The sequence below is a fragment of the Methylobacterium sp. J-048 genome (assembly GCF_022829515.1).
In the GTDB taxonomy this organism is placed as follows: Bacteria; Pseudomonadota; Alphaproteobacteria; order Rhizobiales; family Beijerinckiaceae; genus Methylobacterium.
The window spans coordinates 23,114-43,590 of sequence record NZ_JAKSYL010000120.1; the positions used below are offsets into that span (position 1 = coordinate 23,114).

Sequence of the window (20,477 nt, forward strand, 5' to 3'; positions counted from 1 at the left end):
GGCGGAATCCTTCCAGTGCGCGGGGCCTCAGGTCAGCTTGCCGGAAACGTCTTCGAGATGCGCCCAGGCCGTATCGCCGTACTTGGCCTTCCAGTCCCGGTAGAAGCTCGTCCGGCCGAGCGCCTCGCGGAAGCGCGCGCGGTCGACGTCGACGAAGGTGATGCCCTTGGCGGTCAGGCTCTCGCGTAAGGACAGGCTGAGCTTGGCGACATCCGCGCGTTGGTCGGTGCCAGACCGGTCGAATTCGCGCGAAACGGTCTGGCGCAGATCCTCCGGCAGGCGCTGCCACGCGCGTTTGTTGCCCAAGATCCAGTAGCCGTCCCAGACATGCCCGGTCAGGCTGCAGGATTTCTGCACCTCGTAGAGCCGGGCCGTGGCGGTGATGGCGAGCGGGTTCTCCTGGCCCTCGACCACCTTGGTCTGGAGCGAGGAATACAGCTCGTTGAAATTGATCGGCGCCGCGCCGGCATCGAGCGCCTTGAACAGCGAGGTCAGCATCGGCGCCGGCGGCACGCGGATCTTGAAGCCCTTCAGGTCCTCCGGCGTCCTGATCTCGCGGGTCGAGGAGGTGATCTGCCGGAAGCCGTTGTCCCAGACCTTCGAGACGGTGAGGATCGGCGTCTTGGCGATCTCGGCCCGGACGTAGGTGCCGAGCCCGCCGTCCATCGCCGACCAGACCGCGTCGTAATCCTTGAACGCGAAGCCGGTGTTGGGCAGGCTCGCGGCCGGCACGAAGGTGGCGAGGATCGAGGTCGCGAGGTTGAAGAACTCGACGCTGCCGTTGCGCACCTGCGCCAGCAGGTCGGTGTCGGAGCCGAGCTGGTTGGCCGGGAACAGCTTGATCTCCAGGCGGCCGCCGGTCGCCTCGCGGATCCGGTCGAGGGCCTCCTGCGCCCGGACGTTGACCGGATGGGTCGGGTCCTGGCCGGTGGCGAGCTTGTAGGAGAACTCCGCGGCCTGCCCGCGCCGGGTCAGGATGCCGAAGACCGGCACGGCGGTCGCGCCCGCGAGCAGGCTGCGGCGGCTGAAACGCGTGTCGCGCATGGTTTCACTCCCTGGGTCGTTCCGAGCCGCCCGATCCCCGCCGTTATCCGGTCATGTGGATCGTGCGTCTTTTGATCTCCGGCCCCGGATACGGGTCCCGGCACCGTTCTTCGTGGGTCTCACGCGCCGCTTCTTCTCCGGCGCGGATCATCCGGGCTCCGCGGCGCGCGGACAAGCCACGCCGGCCCGCAAGCCCCTACATTCAAGCCCCTACATTTACTTGCCGTTGAGCGCGCGATAGGCGCGCACCACCTGGCTGTCGTCGGCGGCGCCGTCGCCCCGACCCGAGGTCGAGACGAAGAGCTGATGGGCCAGCGCCGCGAGCGGCAGGGCCGCGCCGGCGCTGCGGCCGGCCTCCAGCACGATGCCGAGATCCTTGACGAAGATGTCGACCGCGCTGGTCACCTCCGGCTCCGCATCCAGCATCCGGGGCCCGCGATCGCGCAGCATCCAGCTCGACGCCGAGGAACCCGAGAGGATCTCCAGCACCACCGCGAGATCGACCCCGACCCGCCCGGCCAGGGCCATCGCCTCGGCGGCGGCCGCGATGTGGACGCCGCACAGGAGCTGGTTCACGGCCTTGACGGTGGCGCCCTGGCCCGGCCGCTCGCCGACATAAAAGATCCGGTCGCCCAGCGCGTCGAGGATCGGGCGGATCGCCGCCAGCGTCGCGGCCGGCGCCGCGGCCATGATCGTCAGCTTGGCCGCCTTCGCCCCGACGACGCCCCCCGAGACCGGGGCGTCCACGAACGCACGGCCGGTGGCCGCAACGCGCCCGGCGATGGCCTCCACCGCGCCCGGCGGACAGGTCGCCATCAGCACCACGATCCCGTCCGGGGAGAGGGCGTCGAGGGCGCCTTGCGCGAACAGCACGTCTTCGGCCTGGGCGGCGTTCACCACCATCAGCAGGAGCGCGTCGGCGCCGTCCGTCGCCTGCGCCAGGGTCTCGGCCGGCGCACCGCCCAGGGCCACGAGAGCCGCGCGGCTCTCCGGCCGGATGTCGTAGCCGTGCACGGAAAAACCCGCGGCGACGAGGTGGCCCGCCATCGGCAAGCCCATGGCGCCGAGGCCGACGAAGGCGAGGCGGCTCACAGCCATCCGCGGATGCTCCGCGCCATCGCGGCGGCCGAGATCCCGTAGCGGTCGTGGAGCGTCGGCAGGGCGCCGGCGTCGAGGAACTCGTCCGGCAGGCCGATCTGGCGGAAGCCGCGCTCCGGCATCGTGCCGTTGCGCATCAAGAGGCCCGCCACCGCCTCGCCGAGGCCGCCGATCACCGTGTGGTTCTCGGCCACCACCACGAGGCGGCCGCCGCGCCGGGCCTCCTGCAGGACCGTCGCCTCGTCCAGCGGCTTGATCGTCGGTACGTGCAGCACCGCCACGTCGATCCGGTCGTCGCGCAGCGCGTCGGCCACTTCGAGCGCCCGCATGGTCATCAGGCCGGAGGAGACGATCAGAACGTCGCGTCCGTCGCGGATCGTCTTGGCCTTGCCGAGCTCGAACGTGTAGCCGTATTCGTCGAGCACCAGCGGGACGTTGCCGCGCAGGAGCCGCAGGTAGACCGGCCCCTTATGGGCGGCCATGGCGGGCACGACCTGCTCGATCTCGTGCGCGTCGCACGGGTCGATGATCGTGAGGTTGGGCATGCCGCGGAAGATCGCGAGGTCTTCCGTCGCCTGGTGGCTCGGGCCGTAGCCGGTGGTCAGGCCGGGCAGGGCGCAGGCGATCTTGACGTCGAGATTCTCCTCCGCGATCGCCAGGCAGATGAAGTCGTAGGCCCGGCGGGCGGCGAACACCGCGTAGGTGGTGGCGAACGGCGTGAAGCCTTCGCGGGCCAGACCGGCCGCCGCGCTCATGAGCAGCTGCTCGGCCATCCCCATCTGGTAGAACCGCTCAGGGTGGGCCTGCGCGAAGATGTGCAGGTCGGTGTATTTCGACAGGTCCGCCGACAGGCCGACGATGTCGGGCCGCGTCTTGGCGAGCTCGACCAGGGCATGGCCGAACGGCGCGGCCTTGGTCCGCTGCCCGGGGGCGGCCAGCGAGGCGATCATCGCCGAGGTCTTGAGGCTGCCGCCCTCCCGCGGAGCGGGCTTCTCGTATTTCGAGCGTCTCACCGCACCCTCCCTTCGTCCAGGATCGCCAGCGCGCGCTGCCACTCGTCCGGCTCGACGCGCAGGAAGTGGTTGCGCTCGCGCGCTTCCAGGAACGGCACGCCCTTGGCCATGCGCGTGTCGCAGATGATGATCCGGGGCTGCGGCCCCGGGTGGTTCCGGGCGGCGTCGAAGGCCGCCACCAGCGCGTCGATGTCGTTGCCGTCGACCCGCTGCACGAACCAGTTGAACGCCTCGAACTTCGGGGCCAGCGGCTCGAAGTTGAGCACCCCCGTGGACGCGCCGTCGGCCTGCATGCCGTTCACGTCGACGAGGCCGATCAGGTTGTCGAGCTTGAACGAGCCCGCCGACATCGCGGCTTCCCAGGTCGAGCCCTCGTCGAGCTCGCCGTCGGAGAACAGGTTGTAGACGAAGTTTTTCGAACGTTTCCGCTTCAGCCCGAGGCACATGCCGACCGCGATCCCCAGACCGTGGCCGAGCGAGCCGCCGGTGATCTCCATGCCGGGCGTGTAGGCCGCCATGCCCGACATCGGCAGGCGGCTGTCGTCGCCGCCATAGCTGGTCAGCTCGTCCTCCGGGATGATCTCCGCCTCGATCAGTGCGGCGTAGAGGGCGATGGCGTAGTGGCCGATCGACAGCAGGAACCGGTCGCGGCCCTCCCATTCGGGATCCTCGGGCCGGTAGGTCATGGCGTGGAAGTAGCTCACCGCCAGCACGTCGCTGATGCCCAGCGCCTGGGCGATGTAGCCCTGGCCCTGGACCTCGCCCATGCGCAGGGCGTGGCGGCGGATGTGGTAGGCGCGCTCGCTGAGCGAGACGTTGGAGCCCGCGCGGGGCCGTTCGGTCGGTGACGACGCGGTCATGGCGCTGCCCTCAATGGATCAGCATGCCGCCGTTCACGTCGATCACCGCGCCGGTGATGTACGTGGACAGGTCGGAAGCCAGGAACAGGCAGGCGTTGGCGACGTCGTCGGCGACCCCGAGGCGCCCGAGCGGGATGCCCTTGGCGATCTCGACCTTGAGCTCGGGGGTGAGCTTGCCGCCGGTGATGTCGGTCTGGATCAGGCCGGGCGTCACCGAGTTCACCCGGATCCCGTCGGGGCCGAGTTCCCGGGCCATGGCCTTGGCGAGGCCGAGCACACCGCCCTTGGCCGCGCTGTAATGCGGGCCGCCGAAGATGCCGCCGCCGCGCTGGGCGGAGACCGAGGACATGCACACGATCGCCCCCGAGCCCTGGCCGCGCATCCCCGGGATCACGGCCTGGCTCATGTAGAGGGTGCCGCGCAGGTTCACGTCGGTGACCGCGTCGTAGTTCTCCGGCGCGATGTCCATGATCTTGAGCGGCTGGGTGATGCCGGCATTGTTGACCAGCACGTCGATGCGGCCGAGGCGCGCCACGATCTCCTCGGCGGCGCGGGAGCAGGCGGCTCGGTCGGTGACGTTGCAGGCGAGGCCGATATGGCCGGCACCGATGTCGCGGGCGGCTTCCTCGGCCTGGCCGGCATCGAGGTCGAGCACGGCGATGCGGGCACCGTATTGCGCGAACAGGCGCGCGGTGGCCTTGCCGATGCCGCGGGCGGAGGCCGCCCCGGTGATCACGCAGACCCGATCGTTCAGAAGCATGGAAAAACCCTCCCGGCGTTCCGCGCTCGTGCGGAATCGAAGCCTGTCGTCGCGACGGAGGCTATGGCCGGCCGGCGACCGCGATCCGGGGATCGGCGGCCTCGCGGTGACGTTTCCTCGCGTCTTGTTCGTTGGCGCGACATTGGCCCGGTGCGACCGGCACGACAAACGCGAAAACTGCACCTGCAGGTGAATAGGATTCACCTGCCCTCACGTTTCAGGCGAGTTCGGCGTCCAGCTCGATCGCGAGTTCCCCGGCGAGCCAGCGGGCGAAGATCCGCAGCGGCGCCCGGCGGCGGGCATCGGCCGGGCAGACGAAATGGTGCCCGGTGTAGCTGATATCCTCCGCCCGCCCGGCGAGCGGCGCCACCAGGCGGCCGGCGGTGATCTCCCGCTCGGCGAGCCGGGTCGATTCGAGGGCGACGCCGAGCCCGTCCGCCGCGGCCGCTAGGGCGAGAAAACTCCGGTCGAACCGGATCGCGGCGGTTGGCGGCGCGGCGAGGCGGTTGCGCTCGAACCAATGGCTCCAGCGCACCTGCTTGTTGTCGCTCTGGATCAGCGTCTGCGCGAACAGGTCGGCGGGGCTGGCGATCCGGGCGGCGCGCTCGGGGTCGCAGAGCGGGGTCACCGTCTCGAGCCCCAGCGGCATGCGCACGAGGCCTTCGCCCCGGGGCGGCCCGTAGACGATGTCGGCGTCGAACTCGTCGGTGATGAAGCGGGCGTAGTCCATGCCGGCGGCGAGCCGCACCTCGAAGCCCGGATGCTCACTCAGGAAGCGCGCCAGCCGTGGCGCGAGCCACTGGGCGGCGAAGCTCGGCGCGCAATGCAGCCGCAGCAATTGCGGCCCGCGGTTCGCCACGAGGTCGAGGCCGCGGTTCAATTCGGCGAAGGCCCGGCCGACATGGTCACACAGAGCCTCGCCGGCCGGAGTCGGGGTGATGCCTTGCCCGTTCCGCTCGAACAGGGCGACGCCCAGCGCCTGCTCCATCTTGCGCACGGCGTGGCTGACCGCGCTCGGCGACAGGTTCAACTCGCCGGCTGCCGCCTTGAACGAGCGGCGCCGCGCGGCGGCTTCGAAGATCCGGACGGCGGAGAGGGGGACGGGCGAACGCATCCGCGGCAGGATGGGCCGGGGCCATCGGTGCTGGCAATGCCTGCGGGGCAGATCCGGCCGCCCCAGGCGGCCGATCGGCCTCAGGCCGCGAGGGCCGTGCTTGCGTCCCGGCCGTGCGCCTGATCCATGATCTCGCCGATCCGTTCGCCGACGGCGATCGCGATCCGCGCCGAGGCGGCGCCCTCGGAGCCCTGCTGGCAGATCCGGGTGAGGACGTCCGTGACGCGCTGCTCCATGACGGTGAGGATGGCCGCGGCGGCCGCGGGCTGGGCACCGCGGAGCACGGCCGCGAGGTCGCAATAGGCGTCCTGGAGGAGCCGCAGCGTCAGGCGCTCGGCAGCCTGCTCGTCTTCCGCCTTCAAGGCACCCATGCCACGCCTCCCTCGGGTCGCTCGCCGCAATCTGGGACGGACACGTTAACGGCGCGTAAACCGTGCGCACATCGCCAAGCCGTCGGCTGACCCTGCCGCATCGGGGGGGCCGGGATCAGCAGCCTGTGCAGATGCCGCTCGCGGCATTCCGACCGCCCTTCAGCAGGCGATCCATCATCGCCTCGCGGTCGTAGGTCCGGGGCGCGACGCCCGAGGAGGCCGACCGGCCCGCCGACGGGTTCAGGAGGTCCCCGGGGTGCAGCGCCTCCCAGGTCATGCGGCTGCGCCGCGACGTGTCCAGGGCCGCGCTCGGGTTCAGGCCGCGCGGCTCGACGGCCGCGACCGGCACCGTCATGGTCCCGGGGATGACGATGCGCGGCAGGTCGACGGCCATTTCCGCCGGAGCCTCCGGGGCTGCCGTCACCGGCGCCACCGCCGCTGCGACGCCCGATGCCGACGTGCGCGGCAACGCGCTATAGGCTGTCGGGACATTCGGCAGGCGCGAGCAGGCCCCCGCCAGCAGCACCAGACCTAGAGCCGCAATCCGCTTCACAGAATTCATGATCGCCCTGATGCGATACCCGGCCCTGATCGCCGGCCGCGAACCCACATATTAATCACTAATTAAGCGATATGTCCAATCAACACCGGTCCAAACGCACAAGAAACAACTTCGAAACACTTCTGCGCCCCATCCAATGACATGATGATTTCGGAAAGATCAGTGCCGCGCGTGCGAAGCATCTCCAGCACGGCCCGTCCGAAACCGCGCCCTCGGCGTCCGTATTGAATACCGACCTGCTCAGAAAACGGTTTGCTCGACCGCCCTCACACGGCAACAAGAAGCTTGGCGGTTCCGGACGATCGCCGAGATGGGTCATGACGCGCGTTGCACACTCCTTGATGGCGGCGCTTGCTGCATTCGCCATCGCGTTGCCGACCCTAAGCGCGGCCGTTCCTGCGAGCCGGCACCCGGAACACCCCGAACCGGCCGGCGATCGCAGCGCGCTCATCGCGGAGCGGCAGCAACGCACGTGGCAGCAACTTTCGGGCTCGATCTGCAATGGCTGCATCACCGCGGCCAACCGCGTCGCGCCAGTCAGCTACGACAAGCCGAGCTTGGTCGCGCTGGCGCAGCCGTCCCAACCCGTGAGGACGGTGTCGCGGCGACCCCGGGCGACGGTGCGGCTTGCACACATCCGGAAGCGCTACGCCCGGCTCCAGCGGCGCGACCGCCGCAGGCTCGCGCTGCGGGCGCATCCCGTCCGACTGGCGAAACGCCTGCATCCGCGCAAATTCGCGCGGCACGACACGGTGGCGGTCGCGTGGCCGGCCGGGTCGATCCGGGTCGCGTACCGGCTGCCCGAACGCCCGGTCGAGCAGCCGCGGGTGCCCCGGAACGACAACCGCTGGCATGCGACGATCCTGCCGCCCGCCTCGATGCGCCCGCGACGATCCTGACACGTCGCGGAGCGGCGTCACAGCGGACGCCGGGATCCGAACCCGCTACACCGCGCGGCAGACGGAGGAGGGCGATTGAACCCCGCCTCCGGCATCACGTTGTGCCGGCGGAGCTTCCCATGACCGTCATCCGCCTCATCGTCGCCGGCCTCGCCGTCTCGCTCAGCCTCGGCGACGCGCGGGCGGTCGATCGCGATCTGACCGGCAGCATCGACCGGCCCGCCGCAGCCGAGCCGGTTCAGGATGCCACGGCCCTCGCCGCCAACGAGCGGACCGTCGCGGTCACGCTGCCCGAGCAGAGCGTGACGACGTCCGCCCCGGTGCAGAAGATCCTACCGCCGCTGAAGCCCCTGCCGAAATGGGATCCGCGGGTCTGCATCGGCTGCTGAGCGCTCCCCGCCGAGGCCGGTACCGGTTCGCCGCAAGACCCGGAGGTGCGCGCAACATTTCGGTGGCGCCGACCTGATGCATCAGGTCGCTGCCACCGGGCGGAACCGGGCCAAGTCCGAACGCGTCGCCTCGGTGCCCCCACAATCGTTTGGAGCCCGACCATGCGCGCCATCCTTCTCGCCGGCCTCTGCCTCTCACCGATCGCCGCGACCTCCGTCCTGGCGCAGGTTCAGCAGGACAATCCCAACGCCGCGAACCAATCCATGGAATACAACAGCCAGATGCGCTCGCTGCGGCAGGAGCAGACGACGCAGGGCAACACGCTCCAGATGAACATGGAGCGGAACCAGGCCGCGACGCCCACCCCCAATACCGGGCCGAACGCGATCGGCCCGATCGGCGGCGGCACTGGCGTCGGCGTCGGCCGCTGAGCCGGCGGCCAGTCCCGAACGGCCCGAAGCGATCCAGGGTCACCGGCCAGGCAGGTCGACGCGGCGAACCTGTCGCGGATCGCGTCGGCGGCGTCCCGGCCGCCGATAGCCCTCAGGCCGCCGCGGGCAGGGCAGGGCGGCTCTCGATCGCCTTGCGCACGATCGCCTCGACCTCGGCGCGCCGGGCGCCGGACAGGGGCTTGCGCGGGCCGCGCACGTGCTCGGTCGAGTTGATCGCCAGGGCTTCGGCGAGCTTGATGTTCTGGACGAGATACGTCGAGACATCGAGGTCGAGGAGCGGCCGGAACCAGCGGTAGATCGCCAGCGCCTCCTTGAGGCGGCCCGCCTGCATCAGCCGGTAGATCGCGACCGTCTCGGCCGGGAACGCGCAGACGAGGCCGGCGACCCAGCCGCAGGCGCCGACCGCGAGGGCCTCCAGGGCGAGGTTGTCGACGCCGGTCAGGACGGCATAGCGGTCGCCGAGCCGGTTGATGATCTCGGTGGTGCGGCGGATGTCGTCGGAGGATTCCTTGATGGCGACGAAGCGCCGATCCGCGGCCAGCTCCGCCATGATCTCGGGCGTGACGTCGACCCGGTAGGCGACGCGGTTGGAATAGATCATCACCGGCAGGTCGCCGGCGGCCGCGACGGCCCGCAGTGTCTCGACCGTCTCGGCCGGGTTGGTGTGGTAGATCGGGCTCGGCACCACCATGAGGCCGCTGGCCCCGGCCTTGGCCGCCTTGGCGGCGAGCTCGCAGGCCTCGCGGGTGCCCGCCTCGGCCACGGTCAGCAGGGTCGGTTTGCCCTTGGTGACCGACTGGGCCCGCTGGAGCACCGCGATGCGCTCGTCATGGGACAGCATCGGCCCCTCGCCGAGGGAGCCGCACACGATGATGCCGTCGCACCCCGCCTCCATCTGGAAGGCGAAGCAGCGCTCCATCTCGGCATGGTCGAGGCTGCCGTCGGGCTTGAACTTGGTCGTGACGGCGGGAATGACACCTGTCCACATGGTCGATGGTCCTTTTGGGTCAACGGGTTGAACGGCACCGCGCCTGTGCCGCGCGGCCATGGCTTCGCCCACGCCTCACGCGGCGCGGCGGCGAACTCTGTCTGCCCGCCGGGGCAGGGGGCGTGGCTCAGGCCGCCTCGGCGGCCGGCGCGGGATCGCGGGTGGCGTTCCGGACCGGGCGTCTTTTGTGACGCTCGGCCCGGCGACGGCGCAGGTGCAGAAACTCGCCCACGATGCCGCGCCGGAAGAACGAGACGCAGACGATGAAGATCAGGCCGATCACCACGGTCACGAGGTCGCCGATGGTCGCGAGGTAGTTCTGCAGCCCGACCACCAGCCCGGCCCCGAGCAGCGGACCGAAGATCGTGCCGACGCCCCCGAGCAGGGTCATCAGCACCACCTCGGTCGAGGTGTGCAGCGAGACGTCGTTGAGGGAGACCAGCTGGAACACCAGCGCCTTCATCGCCCCGGCATAGCCGGCGACCGCCGCCGAGATCACGAAGGCGAGGCGCTTGAACCGGTCGGTGTCGTAGCCGAGCGAGGTCGCCCGGGCCTCGTTGTCCCGCACCGCCTGCAGGATCTGGCCGAAGGGCGAGTGGACGACGCGGTCGACGAACAGGAAGCCGGCGGCAAACAGCGCCAGCGTCACGTAGTACATCACCGTGTCGGAGGAGAGGTCGAGCCCGAACAGGCTGCCGCGCGGGATGCCCTGGAGGCCGTCCTCGCCGCCGGTCCAGCGGAACTGCACCGCCAGGAAGTAGACGATCTGCGACAGCGCCAGAGTGATCATCGCGAAGTAGATGCCCCGCCGCCGGATCGCGAGGCCGCCGATGGCCAAGCCGACCAAAGCCGCCGCGGCGACGCCCGCCGCGAACGCCGCCGGCATCCCGAGCGGGTGGTTGCCGAAGCGGATCATCAGGGCGCCGGTGACGTAGCCGGCGCTGCCCAGGAAGGCGGCGTGCGCGAAGGAGACGAGCCCGGTGAAGCCCAGGAGCAGGTTGAAGGCGCAGGCGAACAGCCCGTAGCACATCACCTTCATCACGAAGACCGGGTAGATCAGCCCCGGCACGAACGGCACGACCAGCGCCAGTCCGACCAGGACGAGGACGATCTTGAAGGTGTTCGACATCGGCTCCCCTCAGGCTTCGCGGCCGAACAGGCCGGCCGGGCGCACCAGCAGGGCCAGCGCCATGATGACGAACACCACCACGGTGGAGGCCTCGGGGTAGACCACCTTGGTCAGCCCCTCGATCAGCCCGAGGGCGAGGCCGGTCATCATCGCGCCGAGGATCGAGCCGAGGCCGCCGATCACCACCACGGCGAAGACGATGTTGAGCAGGTTGCCGCCCATCAGCGGCGTCACCTGCATGATTGGCGCGGCCAGCACCCCGGCGATGCCGGCGAGGGCCACGCCGAAGCCGTAGGTGAGGGTGATCATCACCGGCACGTTGATGCCGAAGGCCTGGAGCAGGCGCGGGTTCTCGGTGCCGGCCCGGAGGTAGGCGCCGAGCTTGGTCCGCTCGAACAGGTACCAGGTGAAGAAGCAGATCAGCAGCGAGGCCGCGACCACGAAGACGCGGTATTTTGGCAGCAGCATGAAGCCGACATCGACCGGCCCCTGCAGGATCTCCGGCGGCTCGTAGCCCTGGCCGGAGACGCCGAACGCGTAGCGGAACGCCCCCTCCATCACCAGCGCCACCCCGAAGGTCAAGAGCAGGCCGTAGAGATGGTCGAGATGGTAGAGCCGGCGCAGCAGCGTACGCTCGATGACCATGCCGAACAGGGCGACGCAGAGCGGCGCCAGCACCAGCGCGACCCAGAAGTTGATCTGGAAGTCGGGATAGCCGAGCCAGGGCCCGATCTGGGTCAGCCCGATCCAGGCCAGGAACGCGGCCATCATGAACTGCGCCCCGTGGGTGAAGTTGATGATGTTGAGCAGCCCGAAGATGATCGCCAAACCCATGCTCAGCAGGGCGTAGAAGCAGCCGCCGATGAGGCCGATGGTGAGCTGGGCCATGAAGGCCTGGAGGGTGATGTCCATCGCGGGGTCACCGGCGGATTGGAGGGATCTGGATCTCCCTCCCCCCTTTGCGGGGGAGGGGTTCTCGCCTAGCCCTTGGCGTTGAGCGGACAGCTGTCGGACGGCTTCGGGAACACGTCGTCGCCCTTCAGGACCGCCCGGACGTTGTAGAAGTCCCAGTCGCGCTTCGATTCCGCCGGCTTCTTCACCTGCAGGAGCAGCATGTCGTGGACGAGGGCGCCGTCGGCGCGCAGCCTGCCGTTGCGGATCACCGCGTCGTCGATGGTCATGCCGCGCAGCTTGGCCATCACGGCACCGGCCTCGTCGGTGCCGGCCGCCTCGATCGCCTTGAGGTAGCTGAGCGCCGCGGAGTAGACCGCCGCCTGCGAGGCGCTCGGCATGCGCTTCATCTTGGCGAAGTATTTTTCCGCGAAGGCGCGCGAGCGGTCGTCGTAATCCCAGTAGAACGCTTCCGTGAGGTACATGTCCTGGGCCTTGGCCAGCCCGAGGCTCTTCACATCGGTGATGTAGGTGAGCAGCGGGGCGATCACCTGCTTGTCGCTGCGGCCGATGCCGTACTCGGCGGCCTGCTTGACGGCGTTGATCGTGTCGCTGCCGGCATTGGCCAGCGCGATCACCTGCGCGCCGCTCCCCTGCGCCTTCAGCATGAAGGAGGAGAAGTCGCCGCCCGGGAACGGGTGGCGCGAGACGCCGAGCACCTTGCCGCCCTCGGCCTCCACCATGGCGGAGGCGTCCTTCTCCAGGGAATGGCCGAAGGTGTAGTCGGCGGTGACGAAGTACCAGGTCTTGCGGCCGGTCTTCAGCAGCGCCTTGGCGGTGCCGGCCGCGAGCGCGTAGGTGTTGACCATCCACTGCGCGTTGAGCGGCGAGCATTTCTCGTTGATCGCCGCCATGGCGACCCCGGCCGAGAGCATCGTCACCCGGTTCTTCTGCTTGGCGATCTCCATCACGGCGAGCGCCGTCGAGGAGGTCGGGAAGTCGGCGATCATGTCGACCTTGCCCTGGTCGAACCATTCCCGGGCGAGGTTGGCGGCGATGTCCGGCTTGTTCTGGTGGTCGGCGGCGATGAGCTCGACGGGGGCACCCAGCACCTTGCCGCCCATCTCGTCGATGGCGATCTGCGCCGCCACGGCCGAGCCGCGCCCGGTGAAGTCGGAATAGATCCCCGACAGGTCGTTGAGGATGCCGATCTTGACGACGCCGTCGCTGACCGGCTCGGCGGCGAGGGCCGGGAAGGGGCCCAGGAAGGGGGCCGACGCGAGCGACGCGCCGAGCACGTAACCGATGAACCGTGACCGCATGTTCCTGGCCTCCTGTTCGCCCCGACTGTTCAATCTTGCAGGCTTCACACGCCGAGCAGGCGCCCGACCTCGGCCTCCCTGGCCGCCACTTCGTTCGCCGGGATCTCGGCGGCGACGCGGCCGTTCTCGATCACGTAGTGGCGGTCGGCGAGGTGGCGGGCGAAGTGGAAGTTCTGCTCGACCAGTACGATGGTGAAGCCCCGGCTCTTGAGCAGGGCGACCGCCCGGCCCAGCGCCTCGACGATGACCGGGGCGAGCCCCTCGGTGATCTCGTCGAGCAGCAGGATGCGGGCGCCGGTGGTCAGGATCCGGCCGAGCGCCAGCATCTGCTGTTCGCCGCCGGAGAGGCGGCCGCCGCCGCTGTCGGCGCGCTCGGCGAGGTTCGGAAATAGCGCCAGCACCTCGGCCACCGACATGCCGTCGGGCCCGAGGCGGGGCAGGAGGGTGAGGTTCTCCTGCGTGGTGAGCGAGCGATAGATGCCGCGCTCCTCCGGGCAGTAGCCCAGGCCGAGCCGGGCGATCCTGTGCGTGCTGAGGCGGATCGTCTCCTGCCCGCGTACCCGCACCGAGCCGGCGCGGCGGTCGGTCAGGCCGAGGATCGCCTTGAGCGTCGTGCTGCGCCCGGCGCCGTTGCGGCCGAGCAGGGTCACGCACTCGCCCTCGCGCACCGTGAGGTCGATCTTGTGCAGGACGTGGCTCTCGCCGTACCAGGCTTCGAGCCCGCGGATCTCCAGGGCGGGGGCGGCCTCAGGCAATTCCATCTCAGGCATGCCCGCCCCCGAGATAGGCCGCCTTCACCCCGGGATCGGCGGAGACCGCATCGTAGCTGCCCTGGGCGAGGATCTCGCCGCGCTGAAGCACGGTGATGGTATCGCAGAGGTCGGCCACCACCGACATGTTGTGCTCGACCATCAGGATGGTGCGGCCCACGGCGATCCGCCGGATCAGGCGCTTGATCCGGTCGACATCGTCGATGGCCATGCCCTGGGTCGGCTCGTCGAGCAGGAGCAGGGGCGGATCCAGCGCCAGCGTCGTGGCGATCTCCAGGGTGCGCTTGCGCCCGTAGGACAGGTCGGCGGCATTCGCCTCTGCGGAGTCGGCCAGCCCTACATCGGACAGGAGCGCCATGGCCTCGTCGTCCAGCACGGACAGCGACCGGATCGAGCGCCAGAAGGCATACTGCGTCCCGAGGCGCCGCTGCAGCGCGACGCGGACGTTGTCGCGCACGCTCATGTGCGGGAAGGTCGCCGAGATCTGGAACGAGCGCACGATCCCCCGCCGGGCGATCGCCGCCGCGCTCTCATGCGTGATGTCGGTGCCCTCGTAGAGGATGCGCCCGCCGGTCGGCGTGTGGACCTTCGTCAGCAGGTTGAAGAACGTGGTCTTGCCAGCCCCGTTGGGGCCGATGAGCGCGTGAATTGCATGGCGGCGGACCGCGAAGTCGACCCCGCGCACGGCCGTGAAGCCCCCGAACGCCTTGGTCAGCCCCTCTGTCACCAACGCGTGCTCAGCCACGACGCCCTCGCCGATTCGGTCTTTGTAGATTGTATAAAATCTGCAAGCACGTCAAGGCGCCCGTTCCGTGGAGTCTGCGGGGAGCCCCTCACCCGGTATGGGCCTGCCGATAGATCGCCACGAGCGAGACGGCGGCATGCGCGATATGGGCCTGCAGGAGGTCGGCCGCGTCGTTGATCCGGCCGGCCTCGCAGAGCGCCACGATCTGCGTATGCTCGTGGTCGGCGCGCTCCGTGTCCCCGGAGGCGGACAGCTGAAGCCGGGTCGGGCGGTCGCAATCCTGGAGCAGGCCGGAGACGATGCTGAGCGAGCGGGGGCGATCGGCGTGGCGCAGGAGATCGAGGTGGAAGCTGCGGTTCAGCTCGCCCCAGCGATCGACCTGACCGGCCTCGAGCGCTGCGCCGTACCCGTCGGTCAGGCTGCGCAGCCGCCGGTAATCCGCCTCGGAGAAGCGGCGGGCGGAGAGCGCCAGCAGCGGCGGCTCGAGCTGCTCGCGCAGGCGAAAGATGTCCTCGACCTCCTCGACGGACAGGCCGGTGACCACGGCCCCGCGATGCGGCACGATCCTGACCAGCCCCTGGGCCTCCAGCTGCAGCAAAGCCTCCCGGACCGGGATGCGGCTGATGCCGAACTCCTCCGCCAGCGCGTCCTGGCGCAGCTGGATCCCGGGCGCGAACTCGCCGTTCAGGATGCGCTGACGGAGCGATTCGGTGACGGCCGCCGAGACCGTCTTGTGGCGCAGGCGATCGGTGGCGGGCGGCGGGGAGGCCGGAGCGGACATGGACACCTCGAAGCGAGGGTAGATTGTATCCAGAAATGCCGCGCCGCGACAAACGGGGGCTCGGGGGGCGGCCGATGCGTCCTCACCAAAGGCAGAGCGGCACGGCGCAACGACCGCGTGGCGATCGTCCAGGCACCGTCTGATACGGAAGCACCACCTGACGCCGGGAACCTGAGACACGCTCGGCCGCGCGCCCGTCGAGGTCAGGAAGACGGGCAGGGCGGGGCGACGGGATCCGGCGGCCGGCTCCTGACGCTCGCCAGTCGCCACCGCGCGAGATCGACCGGGCCATGCCGACGGCTCAAGGACACGAAGACGGGCGCCCCGGTCCGGCCGATCGGCTGGGGCGTGTTGCTGTTCCTCGACAGCCTCAAGCACTTCCCTGCTTGGCCTAATCCTGCCGACTGAGCGGGGAGGGCAAGGATCCTTCGCCCGGCTGGTAGCCCGCCCACCCTGCCGCCTGCATCTCTGGCGGATCCTGAATATACGCCAGCACAGATTACCGCTCGGTCATGCAGAGCAGTTCCGGTGCGTAGGCCGCCCTGAACCCGACCTGGGCGTAGAGCGCCTCGATGCCGCCACCGGCCGGGCATTGCAGGAAAGCCCAGCGCGCCCCGCGCACATGGGCCTCGCGCAGGGCGGCGGCCGTCACGGCACGGCCCAGGCCGCGGCGCTGCCGGTCGGCCCGGGTGCTGACATTGTACAGCCCCGCCAGGCCGCCGCGCAGGTAGAGACTGGCGCAGGCCGCCGGACCGCTCGCGTCGTGCAGGACGAGGTGGACCGGCACCAGCCCCGGCCGAGCCCGCGCCGCCCGCAGAGCAGGCAGGTAGAACCGGCGCAGATGCGCCTTCACGGCCGCGTCATCCGACAGATGGGCGAAGACCTGCTCGAAATCCGGCGGCGGCGCGGGCGCGGCATGCACCTGGACGACCCGGTCCGATGCGGACTGCGACTGGGGCAGCCGCGCCACCATCCAGCTCGCCGGATAGGCGGCGGCCGGCTCGAACAGCGTCCGCAGGGCGGCGGCCTCGGCCGCGTCCCGGGCGAGAAAGGCGGGGGCCCTGGCGCGGCCGAGCGCCGCCGCCCCGGCCCAGGCGAACGGGTCGGGCCCGCGGACCCCGTAGGCGAAGTTCAGGGTCGGGTCCGGGATCGCGCGCGCCCAGGCATAGCCGGCCCCGCCCGGACCGTGCTCGACGCCGTCGATCAGGGAACCGGTGAGCGCGGCCAGATGCGCATCCCGCAACTCCTCGAAGGTGGGCGCACCCATGCTCAAGCCGCGCTCCAGGCCGGGCGCGGCGCCGTCAGCGCGGCGATCCGCGCATGCAGGTGCGGCGACAGCACGATGTCGAGATGGTCGGTCTCCGGCACGGTCTCCACGGACAGGAGCCGGGTCGTGAGCGGCTGCCAGTCGATCACCGGCAGGCCGCGGGCGCGGGACTCTGCGGCCACGAAGCTGCGGATCGGCACCGCGCCGGGGGCGAGACGCAGCCCCCGGAACTGGATCGCGTGATCGACCAGGGTCCACAGGATCCGCTCCCGGCTGCCGACCTCGGGACCGTCGGTGGGCAGCGGCTGCGGCTCGGCGGCCAGGAAGCGCAGGAACTGCACCGCCGCCTCCGGGTCCATGCGGGCGCGCAGGCCGTCCCAATCGGCGCGCATCGGCGAGCGCTCCAGCCAGCCGGCCACCATCGCCTCGTGCGCGGCCAACTCCTCGGCCGCGATCGGCCGGCCGGCGCCGCGGGCGAAGTTCGGCTCCAGCCCGCAGGCGTCGAGCATGCCGACGAAGTCCAGGGGGAAGCCCGGCCCGAGCAGCCGGGCGGTCTCGTAGGCGAGCACCCCGCCCCAGGACCAGCCCAGGAACGCGCAGCCCCCCGCCCGGCCGCGCATCAGGCCGCGCACCCGCTCGGCATAGGCGGCGGCGAGCTCGGCGACTTCCGGCAGCGGGCGCACGGCCTCGACCAGGGACGCGCACAGGAAGCCGTGCGCCTCCTGCCCGGCCCCGAGATGGGCGACCAGCGGCTCGTATTCCCGGGTGCTGACCAGGAGGCCCGGGAACAGCACCAGGAGCGGCCGCCCGGACCCGGCACCGCCGGCCGAGAGCCGGACCGTCGGCGCCAGGCCCTCGTCGGCGGCCTCCGCGTCCGCGTCGATCCGGGCCGCCAGATCCGCGATGGTCGGGTCGCGCAGGAGATCCGCCACCCCGATCCCGCCCCGGGGGGCGATGAGGCGCAGGCGCGCCACCAGCCGCAGGGCCGACAGGGAATCGCCCCCGAGCGCGAAGAAGCGCCGGTCCGCGACCCGGACCGGGAAGCCGAGCACCTCGGACCAGATCCCGGCGAGCCGCCGCTCCGTGGCGTTGCCGGGCGGGCGCCCACGCCGGTCGTCGGCGGCCGGGTCCGGCAGGGCGTTGCGGTCGATCTTGCCGTTGGCCTGCACCGGCAGCCGGTCGAGCAGCGTCAGGCTCGCCGGGACCATCGGCTCCGGCAGCCGGCGGGCCAGGGCGGCGCGCAGGCGCCCCGCCTCCGGACGGCGGACGCCCGCGGGGACGACGTAGCCCGCCAGATACGCACCTGCCGGGGCTTCCCGGCGCAAGACCACGGCGTCGGCGACGTCGGGCAGCGCCCGCAGGGCGGCCTCGACCTCGCCGATCTCGACCCGGTGGCCGCGGATCTTGACCTGATCGTCCGCCCGCCCGGCGAAGGCCAAGCTGCCGTCGGGCCGATGCCGGACCCGGTCGCCGGTGCGGTACATCCGGCCGCCCTGCGGGGCGAACGGATCGGGCAGGAAGCGCTCCGCCGTGAGGGCGGGCCGGCGCCAATAGCCCCGGGCGAGGCCGCCGCCGATATAGAGCTCGCCGGTCTCGCCCGGGACAACCGGCTCCAGGTCGGGTCCCAGCACGTAGACCGCCCGCGCCCCGACCGGGCCGCCGATCGGCGCGTAGGGTTCCGCGAAGGTCGTTTCCGGCGCCACCTTCCAGATCAGCGGCGAGATCACGCATTCGGTCGGCCCGTAGCCGTTGATCAGCAGCCGCGGCTTCAGGATGCGGCCGAGCCGCGCGAAGGTCTCGCGGGCCATCGCCTCGCCGCCGAAGGAATAGACCTGCACCTCCGGCGCCTCGCCAAGGCGCTCGGCCCAGTCGGCGAGCTGGCCGACATAGCTCGTCGGGAAGCCGGCATGCGTGACCCGGTGGCGGCGGATCTGCGCCAGGGTCTCGGCGGCGGTCCACAGCTCGGGGCCGCGCAGCACGATGCAGCCGCCCGCGACCAGCGGGGTCATCCAACGCTCGTGCGCCCCGTCGAACGCGAAGGACAGGAAGTGCAGCTCGCGGGACTCCGCGTCCATCTCGTAGGCGTCCGCGGTGGTGCGGCAATGCATGGCGAGCGGGCCGTGCTCGACCAGGACGCCCTTCGGCTGCCCGGTCGAGCCCGAGGTGTAGATCAGGTAGGCCGGATCGCCGGGCTCCGGCATCGGGGGTGCGGTCGCGCCCGGTGCGGCCACCGCCAGGGCGGCGGGATCGAGCCGCGCGATTCCCGGGGGCAGGTCGAGCCGCGCAGCGATCTCCGGCGTCGTGATGCACCGCGTGATGCCGGCATCCTCCAGCATCATGTGGATGCGGGCGGCCGGGTATTCGGGATCGAGGGGCAGGAAGGCGGCGCCGGCCCGGAGGATCCCGAGCAGCACGACGACGATCTCCGGGGCGCGCTCCAGCGCCACCGCCACGCGCTGCCCCCGGCCGATCCCGCCTGCGGCGAGCCCGGCCGCGATGGCGGCGGCACGGGCATCGAGGTCCCCGCGGGTGAGCGTCTCCCCGCCGAACAGCACGGCCGGCCTGTCGGGGGCCTCCAGGGCCAGGCGGGCGAGGCGCGCCGGAACGCTCTCGCGATCCGCGTCGGGCGCGGGGGCCGATACCGATTCGGGGAGGTTGGCCGGATCCTCGATCCAGCGCCGCGCCGCCTCGATCCCGCAGGGACCGTGCGTCCGGGTCCAGCCCGCGGGCAGCGCGCGTCCACCCGGCCAGAAGGCGGCATGCCCGGCCGCGTCGAACGCGACCACGACCGCGTCGTGGGTCCAATCCGTGCTCGGATCCCGGGTCACATCCTGGCCGGCCTGCTTGTCCATCCGCTCGCTCCAGCGCCCCTCGGGCCTCGACACATCTGACGGTTGACGCCGTCCGCGGTTCACGACGGAGCGACGGCGCGACCTCGAAAAAAGTCTGAACCGCGGCCGGGGCCAACCGTCAGGGAGGTGCTGGCGACACGCGGAGGGCGGATGAGCGATCGTGTGAGGGATGAGGCGGGGGCGGTGCGGCTCGGCCTGGACGGGAGCCCGGAGGCGCCGATCATCCGGCTCATCGACCCGGCCCCGCCGGAGACCGCCGCGGAGGCGATCCTGGCCCGGGCCGAGGCGCTGACCGCCGAGACTACCCAGGTCCTGCGCATCGGCATCGAGGCCGATCCCGGCACCGCCGCGCGGCTTCTCGCCCTCGGGGCCGCCCGGCGCATCGGAGCCGCGGTCGAGATCCTGCCCGGTCTGCTCTGGCAATGCGCCGCCCGCTGGCTGCCCGATCCCCGGCCGCCGTTTCCCGAGCTGTTCACGGTCACGGACGGGCGCCGGCATCCGCTGCGGCCGGGGATTCCGGCCGGAGCGGTCTATGCCCGCGACATCCCGTGGCTCGGCCGCCGCCTGAGCTTCCGCACGATGACGGAGCCCGGGGATGCCGCGCTGTTCTCGGCCTGGATGAACGATCCCCGGGTCGCCGAGGTCTGGCAGGAGCGCGGCACGCTGGCGGAGCACCAGGCCTACATCGCGCGGCTGCAGGCCGATCCGGCGAGCCTGCCGCTGCTCGGCTGCTTCGACGGCGCGCCGTTCGGCTATTTCGAAGTGTACTGGGCCCGCGAGAGCCGCGTCGGGGCCCTCTACGAAGCCGGCCCCTACGACCGCGGCTGGCACGTGGCGATCGGCGATGCCGCGATCCGCGGGCGCCCGTACCTCTCGGCCTGGCTGCCCTCGCTGATGCACTACCTGTTCCTCGACGAGCCGCGCACGCAGCGCATCGTCGGCGAGCCCCGGGCCGACCACGCCCAGCAGATCCGCAACCTGCACGGCTCGGGCTTCGCCACGATCGCCACCATCGACTTCCCGCACAAGCGCGCCGCCCTGGTCAGCCTGTCGCGCGAGCACTTCGTCCGCGACCGCCTCTGGGTGCCGGGCGCCGCTTTCGCCGACGCGGCGCCGCGCCCCCCGGCGGTGCCGGCCGCCTGATCGCCCTCCAACGACCTCACGAGAGA

General features: G+C 71.1%; 21 protein-coding genes. 4 read left to right on the forward strand and 17 right to left on the reverse strand.

Translation table 11 applies throughout. The features are described 5' to 3' along the window. Window positions 1–27 precede the first annotated feature (27 nt). The 8 genes from MKL09_RS09475 to MKL09_RS09510 form a co-directional block, all read right to left on the reverse strand. The gene (locus tag MKL09_RS09475) at window positions 28–1,044 is read right to left on the reverse strand and encodes a TRAP transporter substrate-binding protein (protein ID WP_244019742.1); all 1,017 of its coding nucleotides are present in this window, start codon (window positions 1,042–1,044) and stop codon (window positions 28–30) included. Window positions 1,045–1,260: 216 nt separating this feature from the next. Next, window positions 1,261–2,142, reverse strand: a complete 882-nt coding sequence (locus MKL09_RS09480) for an NAD(P)-dependent oxidoreductase (RefSeq protein WP_244019743.1) — start codon at window positions 2,140–2,142, stop codon at window positions 1,261–1,263. After that, complete coding sequence (locus MKL09_RS09485; RefSeq protein WP_244019745.1) at window positions 2,133–3,155, reverse strand: transketolase family protein; 1,023 nt, start codon at window positions 3,153–3,155, stop codon at window positions 2,133–2,135. Before MKL09_RS09485 ends, MKL09_RS09480 begins: the two co-directional genes overlap by 10 nt. After that, a complete protein-coding gene (locus tag MKL09_RS09490; RefSeq protein WP_244019747.1) occupies window positions 3,152–4,015 on the reverse strand; it encodes a transketolase in 864 nt (287 codons plus the stop codon). Before MKL09_RS09490 ends, MKL09_RS09485 begins: the two co-directional genes overlap by 4 nt. Window positions 4,016–4,025: 10 nt before the next feature. Next, window positions 4,026–4,775 carry an SDR family NAD(P)-dependent oxidoreductase gene (locus MKL09_RS09495; protein ID WP_244019749.1) on the reverse strand — a complete coding sequence of 250 codons (750 nt, stop codon included), beginning with the start codon at window positions 4,773–4,775 and terminating at the stop codon, window positions 4,026–4,028. A 217-nt stretch (window positions 4,776–4,992) separates the two neighbouring features. Then, on the reverse strand, window positions 4,993–5,889 hold the full coding sequence (locus MKL09_RS09500) for a LysR substrate-binding domain-containing protein (RefSeq protein ID WP_244019751.1): 897 nt from the start codon (window positions 5,887–5,889) through the stop codon (window positions 4,993–4,995). Between the two features lie 80 nt (window positions 5,890–5,969). Further along, a complete protein-coding gene (locus tag MKL09_RS09505; protein ID WP_244019752.1) occupies window positions 5,970–6,260 on the reverse strand; it encodes a hypothetical protein in 291 nt (96 codons plus the stop codon). A 115-nt stretch (window positions 6,261–6,375) separates the two neighbouring features. Beyond that, the gene (locus MKL09_RS09510; RefSeq protein ID WP_244019753.1) at window positions 6,376–6,822 is read right to left on the reverse strand and encodes a hypothetical protein; all 447 of its coding nucleotides are present in this window, start codon (window positions 6,820–6,822) and stop codon (window positions 6,376–6,378) included. 317 nt (window positions 6,823–7,139) lie between these two features. On the opposite strand from MKL09_RS09510, the gene MKL09_RS09515 reads away from it, so the two are divergent. From MKL09_RS09515 to MKL09_RS09525, 3 genes are all read left to right on the forward strand, one after another. After that, window positions 7,140–7,721 carry a hypothetical protein gene (locus MKL09_RS09515; RefSeq protein WP_244019755.1) on the forward strand — a complete coding sequence of 194 codons (582 nt, stop codon included), beginning with the start codon at window positions 7,140–7,142 and terminating at the stop codon, window positions 7,719–7,721. A gap of 119 nt (window positions 7,722–7,840) precedes the next feature. Next, the gene (locus MKL09_RS09520) at window positions 7,841–8,110 is read left to right on the forward strand and encodes a hypothetical protein (protein WP_244019757.1); all 270 of its coding nucleotides are present in this window, start codon (window positions 7,841–7,843) and stop codon (window positions 8,108–8,110) included. Between the two features lie 162 nt (window positions 8,111–8,272). Continuing rightward, a complete protein-coding gene (locus tag MKL09_RS09525) occupies window positions 8,273–8,542 on the forward strand; it encodes a hypothetical protein (RefSeq protein WP_244019759.1) in 270 nt (89 codons plus the stop codon). 112 nt (window positions 8,543–8,654) lie between these two features. Here MKL09_RS09525 and MKL09_RS09530 read toward each other — a convergent pair whose 3' ends face one another. The 9 genes from MKL09_RS09530 to MKL09_RS09570 all read right to left on the reverse strand — a co-directional run bounded on the left by MKL09_RS09530 (window position 8,655) and on the right by MKL09_RS09570 (window position 19,308). Beyond that, on the reverse strand, window positions 8,655–9,551 hold the full coding sequence (locus MKL09_RS09530; protein ID WP_244019761.1) for a dihydrodipicolinate synthase family protein: 897 nt from the start codon (window positions 9,549–9,551) through the stop codon (window positions 8,655–8,657). 127 nt (window positions 9,552–9,678) lie between these two features. After that, window positions 9,679–10,680: a branched-chain amino acid ABC transporter permease gene (locus tag MKL09_RS09535; protein WP_244019763.1), complete on the reverse strand. Its 1,002-nt coding sequence runs from the start codon at window positions 10,678–10,680 to the stop codon at window positions 9,679–9,681. Between the two features lie 9 nt (window positions 10,681–10,689). Further along, window positions 10,690–11,592 (reverse strand): branched-chain amino acid ABC transporter permease, encoded by a 903-nt coding sequence (locus tag MKL09_RS09540; protein ID WP_244019765.1) that lies wholly within the window; start codon window positions 11,590–11,592, stop codon window positions 10,690–10,692. Between the two features lie 68 nt (window positions 11,593–11,660). After that, window positions 11,661–12,893: an ABC transporter substrate-binding protein gene (locus MKL09_RS09545; RefSeq protein ID WP_244019767.1), complete on the reverse strand. Its 1,233-nt coding sequence runs from the start codon at window positions 12,891–12,893 to the stop codon at window positions 11,661–11,663. A 44-nt stretch (window positions 12,894–12,937) separates the two neighbouring features. Continuing rightward, window positions 12,938–13,663 (reverse strand): ABC transporter ATP-binding protein, encoded by a 726-nt coding sequence (locus tag MKL09_RS09550; protein ID WP_244019769.1) that lies wholly within the window; start codon window positions 13,661–13,663, stop codon window positions 12,938–12,940. Then, the gene (locus tag MKL09_RS09555; protein ID WP_244019771.1) at window positions 13,656–14,408 is read right to left on the reverse strand and encodes an ABC transporter ATP-binding protein; all 753 of its coding nucleotides are present in this window, start codon (window positions 14,406–14,408) and stop codon (window positions 13,656–13,658) included. The genes MKL09_RS09550 and MKL09_RS09555 overlap by 8 nt, the downstream gene beginning before the upstream one ends. Before the next feature lie 88 nt (window positions 14,409–14,496). Continuing rightward, complete coding sequence (locus MKL09_RS09560; RefSeq protein WP_244019773.1) at window positions 14,497–15,189, reverse strand: GntR family transcriptional regulator; 693 nt, start codon at window positions 15,187–15,189, stop codon at window positions 14,497–14,499. Between the two features lie 499 nt (window positions 15,190–15,688). Then, window positions 15,689–16,456, reverse strand: a complete 768-nt coding sequence (locus MKL09_RS09565) for a GNAT family N-acetyltransferase (RefSeq protein WP_244019775.1) — start codon at window positions 16,454–16,456, stop codon at window positions 15,689–15,691. Between the two features lie 2 nt (window positions 16,457–16,458). Beyond that, window positions 16,459–19,308 (reverse strand): amino acid adenylation domain-containing protein, encoded by a 2,850-nt coding sequence (locus MKL09_RS09570; RefSeq protein ID WP_244019776.1) that lies wholly within the window; start codon window positions 19,306–19,308, stop codon window positions 16,459–16,461. Window positions 19,309–19,458: 150 nt separating this feature from the next. Between MKL09_RS09570 and MKL09_RS09575 the strand changes: the two genes are divergently transcribed. Further along, complete coding sequence (locus tag MKL09_RS09575; RefSeq protein ID WP_244019777.1) at window positions 19,459–20,451, forward strand: GNAT family N-acetyltransferase; 993 nt, start codon at window positions 19,459–19,461, stop codon at window positions 20,449–20,451. Window positions 20,452–20,477: the final 26 nt, after the last annotated feature.